This is a genomic window from Pseudomonas folii (assembly GCF_014357575.1).
Taxonomy (GTDB): Bacteria; Pseudomonadota; Gammaproteobacteria; order Pseudomonadales; family Pseudomonadaceae; genus Aquipseudomonas; species Aquipseudomonas folii.
In genome coordinates, this window is record NZ_JACONW010000194.1 from 1 (window position 1) to 8,790 (window position 8,790).

An 8,790-nucleotide genomic window follows, 5' to 3' on the forward strand; every position below is an offset into this window, starting at 1 on the left:
CCACATGGAAAAGTATTCGCAGGCCGTTGTCAGCCCATCAAATCAGAAATCATAAGCCAGTTTGGTGTACCAGTACCCGCCACCTGGGTAGAACGGCGGGTTGCCGTACGGTGCCAGGCCAAGGTTGCTGTAGACAGCGTTTTTGGAAGGCCGCACATCAAAGATGTTGGTGCCGCCAATACTCACCGTCAGTTGATCAATAAAGGTGTAGCTGATATCCAGATCAGTAATCCATTTGGCGCCGAAACTGCGGTCGCCGCCTGGGTTAACAGCCAGTGTCTTGACTGCTCCATAGCGGCTGGTCTGCAGGTTTACTGCCAGGTCTTCGACTTTCCAGTTGGCGCCCAGAATCCATTTGGTTTTCGGTGAGGCTTCGGTCAGGTCGCCTTCGCGGTCCCGGCCTACAAGGGTTACCCCGGAACTGGCCAAGGCGGCGGGGGTGTCGGTCACGCCTTCGATAGTGGTCTTGTTCCAGTTGAAACCCAGGCTCCAGCGCACATCACCCCAGGCATTCAGTGGCGTGGTGTGGTCGGCAACGATATCCAGTCCGCGTGTGCGTGTGTCGAAGGCGTTGGTGTAATAGTTGACCCACGTTCCCGAGGGAACGCCTTGAGCGGCAAGGATGCTATTGATAACGCCATTACCCTGATCGTAGATGTTACTGGTCAGTGCAATGCGGTCATCAATGTCGATCATATAGGCGTCGGCGGTCACGCTGGTGCGCGGTGCCGGTTGCCAGGTCAAACCCAGTCCGAGGTTGCGCGACTTTTCAGGTTTCAGATCATCGCCGCCCAATGCTGCGGCGAGGTTGCTGCCTGACGGGGTCAGCCGGGTCACGGCAGGCACCACGTTTCCGTTCACATCGACGGCAACCCGATTGTCCGCAACCGTATAACCGATCTGGGTCAGGGAGGGCGCCCTGAAGCCGGTGCCCACGGTGCCGCGTACGGCGACTGTGTCGGTGAGCTCATAGCGGGAGTTCACCTTCAGGCCGAAGGTATTGCCTGAGTCATCATCGTAATGCTCAACCCGGCCCGCGATGTCGAGAAACCAGCGATCGGTCAGATCAAAGCCCAGATCCAGATAGCCCGCATGGTTATTGCGAATCAGGTTGACCTCATCCTCAGGGCGTATGGTGACTGCCGCCTGGGCGCCCGATGCGGCCGGATAGGTGCCGGTGACATAAGCCTCGGGATCGCCTGCAAATGTACTGAAACGTTCCCAGCGATGTTCCAGCCCCGCTGATACCTGAACCGGAGGCGTCAACTGAAACAGACTGTCATAGCGACGCGTGAAGTCCAGATTGTTGACCCACTGTTCAAAGCGAAACGTCGCCAGGTTGTCGAATCTGGTGGGCGACGCGGTGCCCAGTGACGGGTTGATATTCAGGTCGCTGGAGTGATGAACGTTGTTGCGCCCGTAAGTGGTGCTCAAGTCCCAGTTCCAGTCAGCCACTTCGCCCTTGCCACCAAACAGGAACTGATAATCCGTGTCCTTGATGTTGTTCAGCGGGTAGTAACCGTCGGGGAATACTTCCGGTACTGCTGCGGTGCCTGTAGGCAGGCGAAAATAGTTAGCCGCCTCGGCGTCGCGCTCGCCATAGGTGGTGAAGGAGTACAGCGTCAGATCCTCCAGGGGCAATTCGGCGTTATAAGCGAGGTTAAAGGCTTTAAGGTCCGGATCGCCGTTCTTGATCGCGACCCGATCCCAGGCGGCTTCTTTTACCGGATCGCTGAACGCACGAACGCTGCTGTCAGCCTTGTTGTTCCAGGAAGCCTCGCCACGTTTGCGTGCGTCGGCAGAGAAGTGGAAAAAGCCTTTTTCACCAAGGGTAAAGCCTTGGTCCCCCGCAATCTTGAGGGTTTCCCCGGCTCCGGAGAACAGCTTGCCGTAGGTGCTTTCATAGTGTCCGCCAGAATCAGCGGATTTGAGAATGATGTTGATCACTCCGGCGACGGCATCGGAGCCGTACTGAGCCGCGGCGCTATCCTTGAGCACTTCGATGTGATCTACGGCGCTGACCGGGATCAGGTCGATATCCACCGCATTGGCACCGCTGTTATCGATGGAACCGCGCTGGCCCACTGCGCCGTTGTGGCGGCGCTTGCCGTTCACCAGGACCAGTGTATAGGCGGGCCCAAGGCTGCGGTTGCTCAGTGGCCGAGTGACCGAGTTATAACCCGCAATGTTGGTGCCGAAGTTGAAAGAGGGCAGCAATTTCGCAATTGCCTCCGAAAGCTCTGCACGACCGGTCTTGAGTAGTTGCTCGCTATTAATGATGTCGATAGGTGCCGGGCTGTCCGCCACTGTTCGTTGTTGCCCGCGCACGCCGGTGGAGATGACGGTAACTGTACCGAGTCTGGACTCGTCGTCCGCGGCCACTGTGACGGGGGAGAACGCCCCCAGCAACAAAGCAGCGGCGAGTGTTGAAAGCGGAAACGTTTTGGCAGAGCTTGCAGTTAGCGTCGTTGTCATATCGGGCGGTGTCCATAGATCTGGCACTGGCCCGTGGTGAGGGTGCAGGTGAGTTGGCCTGATTAAAAAGGTTTGATGGCTGGAACGATGTGGTCTGCGATGGATAGTATTTGCATAATAAAAGCGTTGGAAATGCTATTTTGGAATATTGATATTATTCTTTATCTGCATCATTAATCCCTTATAAATAAAATTAAATGATAGTTATTTGCTCGCTACAAACCTTCCATGTCCAACGCTTGCGCGCAAGGGGTACGTGATTCCCCAGCGAGGCCTTAAAGGTGGCACAACGCCACTCGTCGATAAAGCTCAATAAAAATCGAAATTCTGCCGAAACATAAATTAGTCGCGCAACTTTTTGCAGAATCCATGAGTCGGAGCTGTAACCTGAATGATGTCTCATAGCCATTATTTGAGTTAGCTTATGGAATCGTCGTTTGAAGTGCGCTTCAAGGGGCCAAAGAAGTCCCTGATTGTTTAGAGAAACGGATCGTTCTCACCCCCATCAAGAAAATATTGCCCACTAGGGCTGTGAGAATTTTCATGAACATCCTTGCACCTGCCGTGTACCTGTCCAGCCGTTTACGTTTTCCCGCAAAATTCGCATTACTTGCATTAATAGTCCTCGTTCCTTTAGCGCTATTGGGTGGCCGAATTGTCAGCCAGATCAATACCAGCATTGATGCGGTCCATTCCGAGCAGTTGGGCCAGCGCTATTTGATGGACGTCACGCCCGTGCTTCGCCTGTCGATGATGCAGCGTGCGCTGACCAATCGGTTGCTGAGTGGTGACCCGACTGTCCAGGCTGATTTTTCGGCCAACCAGGCCAAGCTGCTGGACGCTTACTCAAAGCTTGAATCCACTGACCGTCAATACAACGTAGCGCTGGAAACCGGCGACCGTGTGCAGCGTTTGCGCTCCGAGGCGCAGCGCCTTATCGATCAGGCCAAACCCGGTGCCAACCAGGGGAAGGCGTTCGACGACTGGAATGATCAGCTTGTTCAGACGCTGAACTTCATCTATTTCGTTTCCGCCACTTCCGGCATGGTGCTGGATGAAGATTACGCTTCGCTGTTCATGATCGACCAGAGCACGATCAGGCTTCCTCGCCAGATCAACGTCGTGGGGCAGCTACGAGGCTTATCCAGTGGACTGCGCAATGGGCAACCGTTGACTGACGGCACACGTTCTACATTACAGTCGCTGCTGAAGCTGGAAACCCAGATCCGCACAGAACTCCAGCAGAGCATCAGTCTGTTGCGCCGCAAGGAGCCCCTTCTGGCGGACCGGATTCAACTGCCGGTGACCAACGCATTGGCAAATCTGGACAGTTTCCGCACTGATCTTGACAGGTTGATTGCTTCGACCAGCGATACGATCAGTGGTGTGCAGGACCTGCCAGCCAAAGGCAACGCTGTCGTGGCCGATTTGTACAAGGCCCAGGACATGCTCCAGGAATCACTGTCGGCTTTGCTGGATCAACGTATCGAAGAGAAGTCAGTCGAAAGAATGTTCATTCTGGGCGCCTTGGCGTTCATGGGGCTGCTGCTGATTTACGGATTCAGCGGAATCTACAGCTCGATGCGTCGGGCGATTGATAGCGTGCTGAGTGCCACCCAGCTGATTGCGCAAGGCGATCTCACGGCCCGCGCAAAAGTGCAGGGTAAAGATGAGATGGCGGACATCGGCAATGGCCTCAACCATATGGCACAAGCATTCAGCGCATCGCTGACTCAGGTTGAGCAGAGCTCACATTCCGTGTCGGACGCGGCTCAACGTCTGGGGTTGTCCATTGAACGTGCCAGGCACTCAATGACTTCGCAGCAGGGTGAGACCGAACAGGTTGCCACGGCTATCAATGAAATGACCGCGAGCGTTGCGGATGTTGCCCAGAATACCGAGGGTGCCGCACGTGCAGCCGAGCAAGCCAGCCAGGCGTCAAGCACTGGCCTGGCAGTCATGCGCGACACTCGACTGACCGTTGAAGAGCTGGCCAGTGAAGTTGAAATGAGCGCTGAGAAGGTGTCGGCGCTGGCTGTGCACAGTCAGGAAATCGGTGGCGTTATCGAGGTTATCCGCAACATTGCCGATCAGACCAACCTGTTGGCACTCAATGCTGCCATCGAAGCTGCCCGTGCAGGGGAGCAGGGCCGTGGCTTTGCGGTCGTTGCTGATGAAGTGCGGACCCTGGCGTCGCGTACGCAAAATTCCACTGAGGAAATCCGCCGGATCATCCAGGAGTTGCAAACTGCAACCACGGCAGCGGTGGAGCAAATGAAAGCTGGCAGACACCGGGCGCAGGATTGTATTGCATCGGCAGATCAGGCGGCGGCCAGCCTTGATGAAATCAACGATGGTGTTGAACGGATTGTCGGGATGAACACCCAGATCGCCAGTGCAGCTGTGCAACAGCATGCGGTATCTGAGGACATCAATCGCAACGTCACTGAAATTCGCAACGGGAGCGAGGCACTCAGGGAAGAGATCGAAGATAACGCGGTGACCGCTAACGAGCTGTCGACGTTGGCGGGCGAGTTACGAATGGTGGTGTCACGTTTCAAGATGTAGAACGTAGCGCTGGCATTTATGACACGTAAATGGAGCGATCGCCTTTGCCGGTCGCTCCCGTTATCTGGACAGCAGCAGGCTTGATTGCGCTATCCCGACTGAATTCTCTTTTGCTGTTCCGGTGCCCAATGCTCAATACCCTCCTGGATCGCCCAAGCGCCAAAGATCCTCAAATCCTGATCGAGGTCGAGCAGACCATCGCGTCAGGTGTGCGTGCATTGCGCTTCAGCGACGATCTTGAGCAGCGCTATGAGGCCGAGACACTGGAACAGCGGCGTCAATTCATCACCATCGTTGGCATTGGAGGAGGGCTGGTTTATAACCTGTTCCTGATCAGCGACTGGTTGACCCTGCGTGACGTATTTACCTACGTAGCACTTGGCAGGCTGTGCCTGATCACCCCGATGTTTATCGTGTTCCTGTTGTGGGCGCAGCGCCTGAAGAAGCGCTGGGCACTGGAAACCATTGCGGCAACTGGCACTGTCGTCGCTTCTTTGATGCCGCTGATCGTGATGATCCAAAGCGAGAGCCCATACCGTCTTCATTATCAATTGGGCATGCTGCTGCTCATGGTCTATTGCACCATGATCCAGCAACTGCCGCTGCGTTACGCCGCCCTGGCCATGAGCCTGATGCTGGTCATCCAGCTCGTGACGACGTACATGGCTGACATCGCTGATTTTCTGATCTGGCAAGCCAATGCGTTGTTGTTCGTATCGACCGTGGCACTGCTGTTGATGGCATCGTACTTTCTTGAACGAGGTAGCCGGATGAGCTATCTGTTCGCTTTGCAAGGACGTCTGCTGCAGGTGCAATTGATGGAGATGGCCCGCACGGATGCCCTGACTCAACTGTTCAATCGCCGGTATCAGGACGAAGTGCTGACCTCGGTCTGGGAGCACGCGTCGCGTTCACCCAAAAACGTTGCAGTCATCCTTCTGGATATTGATCACTTCAAAATCTATAACGACAGCTATGGTCATCCTCAGGGCGATACCTGTCTGAGACTGTTGAGCGGCGCTATTCAGCAGATTGCTAAAAAAGAGGGAGCGTTGACGTTCCGTTTTGGTGGCGAAGAGATTCTGGTGTTGATGATGAATGCTGATCTGGCCAAGGCCAGTGTGTTGGCCGAGGCGCTACGAGAGGCTGTCGCTGCGCTCAATGTACCGCACCCGGTCCTGGGCGAAGGTGCTCGGGTCAGCATCAGTCTCGGCGTGGCGGCTGCAGCCGCGCCTCAGGTCAGCGCCGGTGCCTTGATCGGTGCAGCCGACGCAGCGCTTTATGCCGCCAAACATGCAGGGCGTGACTGCCTTCGCTGCGCTTAGCTCTAATTACTTTAATGCAGTGCCGTTTTTGAGCGAACTCTGGCGACTCCATTTTGGCTCCTGACCAGAATCCCTGTGAGAGATTCTATGTTGGCCTGCAAACCTGTGGGAGGCTTGCCCGCGATGCAGACGACTCGGTTTGTCAGCTAGACCATGTCATCGTTCATCGCGAGCAAGCTCACTCCTACAGGTATTTTTGAGCGGTGCCTCGGCCACGCCGATCTGGACGATAAACGATAACGCGGTGTCTCTTCCAGACGCGTCTCATGTATCGCGGGCAAGCCCGGCTCCCACAGGTTTTGCGCCTGACCCACGCACTGGGTGCTGTATCAAACCTGCGGGAGATTCTATGTTTACCTTTAAACCTGTGGGAGCGAGGCTTGCCCGCGATGAACGATGATGCGGTATAGCGATGAAACCGAGTCGCCAATATCGCGGACAAGCCCGGTTCCCACAGGGATTTGCGATCCGCCTGAAACGGTATCTGTGAGAGATTCTATGTTGGCCTGCAAGCGTTGATCCTGGTGGGAGCGAATTCATTCGCGAAGTGGCCGGTACATACGCAGCATTCGTATCGACTCAACGACCGTTTTCCCGGATAAATTCGGTCCCACCAGTGCTAATGAGCCGGAGACCATAGCCAACCTGTTCGACTCGGACAAAGCGCTGCACTCAGGATTAAGCCATGCAGTGAAAGCAGTATTCAGGAAAACTTTTTCCCGAGAATAGCCTCGCGACTCGCCGCCAGAACTTCATCAGCCAGTGGTGAATCATCCGGACACGCCCGCGACAAGACGATTGCACCCAATGCTTGCGCCATTATGGCAAGGCGTCTGGCGCGTACCTGGGCAGAGTCTGCATCTTCCGACGAGCCAGCAGCATCTCGCAACACCGCCATCTGGGTTTCGATGCCCGCAGCGAACGTGGCGCGGACCTCTTCTTCCTTGCGGGCTGCATCTGCGCACAACGCGGCCATGGTGCAACCCGTCGCGCGGTTGTCGCGATGCTCGCGGGAAAGATAAACCTCCACGAACTCCTGCACTGACGCGCTGGCTGTCAGCGCAGCAGACTGTTTGATCCCGCAGGCCGCCGCCTCCGCCATCAGATCGGCTTTCGAACCGAAGTGCTTGTAGAAGCCGCCCTGAGTGAAGCCTGCTGCCGCCATCAGATCGGCAATGCCAACTCCGTCATAACCGCGCTCGCGAAAAAGGGCCGATGCGGTTTCAACGATATGTGCGCGATTTGCCTGCGCCTGTTGCTTGGTGACTTTCATCGCTCATCCAGCAGATTGGTCCAACATGAGTCCCGCACTATACATTGATGTCGTTCGACATCAAACTGTTGACATTTTAGATTGTGATCGTAATCATTGTCTTCGTTTTCATACCAGAACCAGACCCAATGTCCGACAAAACGCTCTTCGAACCTCAGAAAACCAGAGCACCTCTGGCGCAGCTCAATCCAGCCATGCTCTGTGGCGGCTGTGCCATCGGTTATACCGGCCAACCCAACTGTTGCGGGCTGAAACGCTAGTTTTGAACCCACATAAAACCCGATTATTTGAAGGAATTCCCTATGACAAAGCCTGCAACCGCACTTATCACTGGTGCCTCCAGCGGCATCGGCGCTGTTTATGCCAAACGTTTCGCCAGCCGTGGTCACGATCTGGTTCTGGTTGCGCGTGACAAGGCACGCCTTGAGGCCCTGGCCGCTCAACTGCGCGAAGAGAGCGGGGTTGCTGTTGAGGTGCTTCAGGCCGACTTGACCCAGCCGGCTGACCTCACCGCGCTGGAAACCCGTCTGCGCGAAGACGCGCAAATCGGCATCCTCATCAACAATGCTGGCATGGCTCAGTCGGGCGGGTTCGTTCAGCAAGGGGCGGACGCTATCGAAAAGCTGATCACCTTGAACATCACCGCGCTGACGCGTTTGGCCGCCGCAGTCGCCCCGCGTTTTGCCCAGTCGGGTACTGGCTCAATCGTCAATATCGGCTCGGTAGTGGGTTTCGCGCCGGAATTTGGTATGACGGTTTACGGTGCTACCAAGGCGTTCGTGCTGTTCTTGTCTCAAGGCCTGAATCTGGAATTGTCGCCAAGTGGCGTATACGTCCAGGCCGTGCTGCCTGCGGCGACGCGCACGGAAATATGGGAGAGGGCGGGAATCGACGTCAACACCATTGCTGATGTGATGGACGTTGAAGAATTGGTCGACGCGGCGCTGGTCGGCTTTGATCGGCGCGAACTCGTCACCATCCCGCCACTGCATGTAGCAGAGCGTTGGGATGCACTGGATGCCGCGCGTCAGGGATTGCTCTCGGATATCCGCCAGGCCAATGCCGCCGAGCGCTACCAGCCGAAAGCCTGATTGAGATGAGTGGCGCCGGTGTCCGTGATGCCACGCTGTCGCGAAGCAAACATTGGAT

5 protein-coding genes are annotated in these 8,790 nt (G+C 55.9%); 3 read left to right on the forward strand and 2 right to left on the reverse strand.

Going from position 1 to position 8,790, the window contains the following annotated elements; genetic code table 11:
- Positions 1-42: 42 nt before the first annotated feature.
- A complete protein-coding gene (locus tag H8S59_RS24520; protein WP_187523095.1) occupies positions 43-2,475 on the reverse strand; it encodes a TonB-dependent receptor plug domain-containing protein in 2,433 nt (810 codons plus the stop codon).
- Positions 2,476-3,018: 543 nt separating this feature from the next.
- Between H8S59_RS24520 and H8S59_RS24525 the strand changes: the two genes are divergently transcribed.
- Together H8S59_RS24525 and H8S59_RS24530 are read left to right on the forward strand one after the other, a co-directional pair.
- Complete coding sequence (locus tag H8S59_RS24525; RefSeq protein WP_187523096.1) at positions 3,019-5,043, forward strand: methyl-accepting chemotaxis protein; 2,025 nt, start codon at positions 3,019-3,021, stop codon at positions 5,041-5,043.
- 128 nt (positions 5,044-5,171) lie between these two features.
- A complete protein-coding gene (locus tag H8S59_RS24530) occupies positions 5,172-6,368 on the forward strand; it encodes a GGDEF domain-containing protein (protein WP_187523097.1) in 1,197 nt (398 codons plus the stop codon).
- Positions 6,369-7,071: 703 nt separating this feature from the next.
- On the opposite strand, the gene H8S59_RS24535 is transcribed toward H8S59_RS24530, so the two are convergent.
- Positions 7,072-7,641, reverse strand: a complete 570-nt coding sequence (locus tag H8S59_RS24535) for a TetR family transcriptional regulator (protein WP_187523098.1) — start codon at positions 7,639-7,641, stop codon at positions 7,072-7,074.
- Positions 7,642-7,943: 302 nt separating this feature from the next.
- On the opposite strand from H8S59_RS24535, the gene H8S59_RS24540 reads away from it, so the two are divergent.
- Complete coding sequence (locus H8S59_RS24540) at positions 7,944-8,732, forward strand: SDR family NAD(P)-dependent oxidoreductase (RefSeq protein WP_187523099.1); 789 nt, start codon at positions 7,944-7,946, stop codon at positions 8,730-8,732.
- The last annotated feature ends 58 nt before the right edge of the window (positions 8,733-8,790 follow it).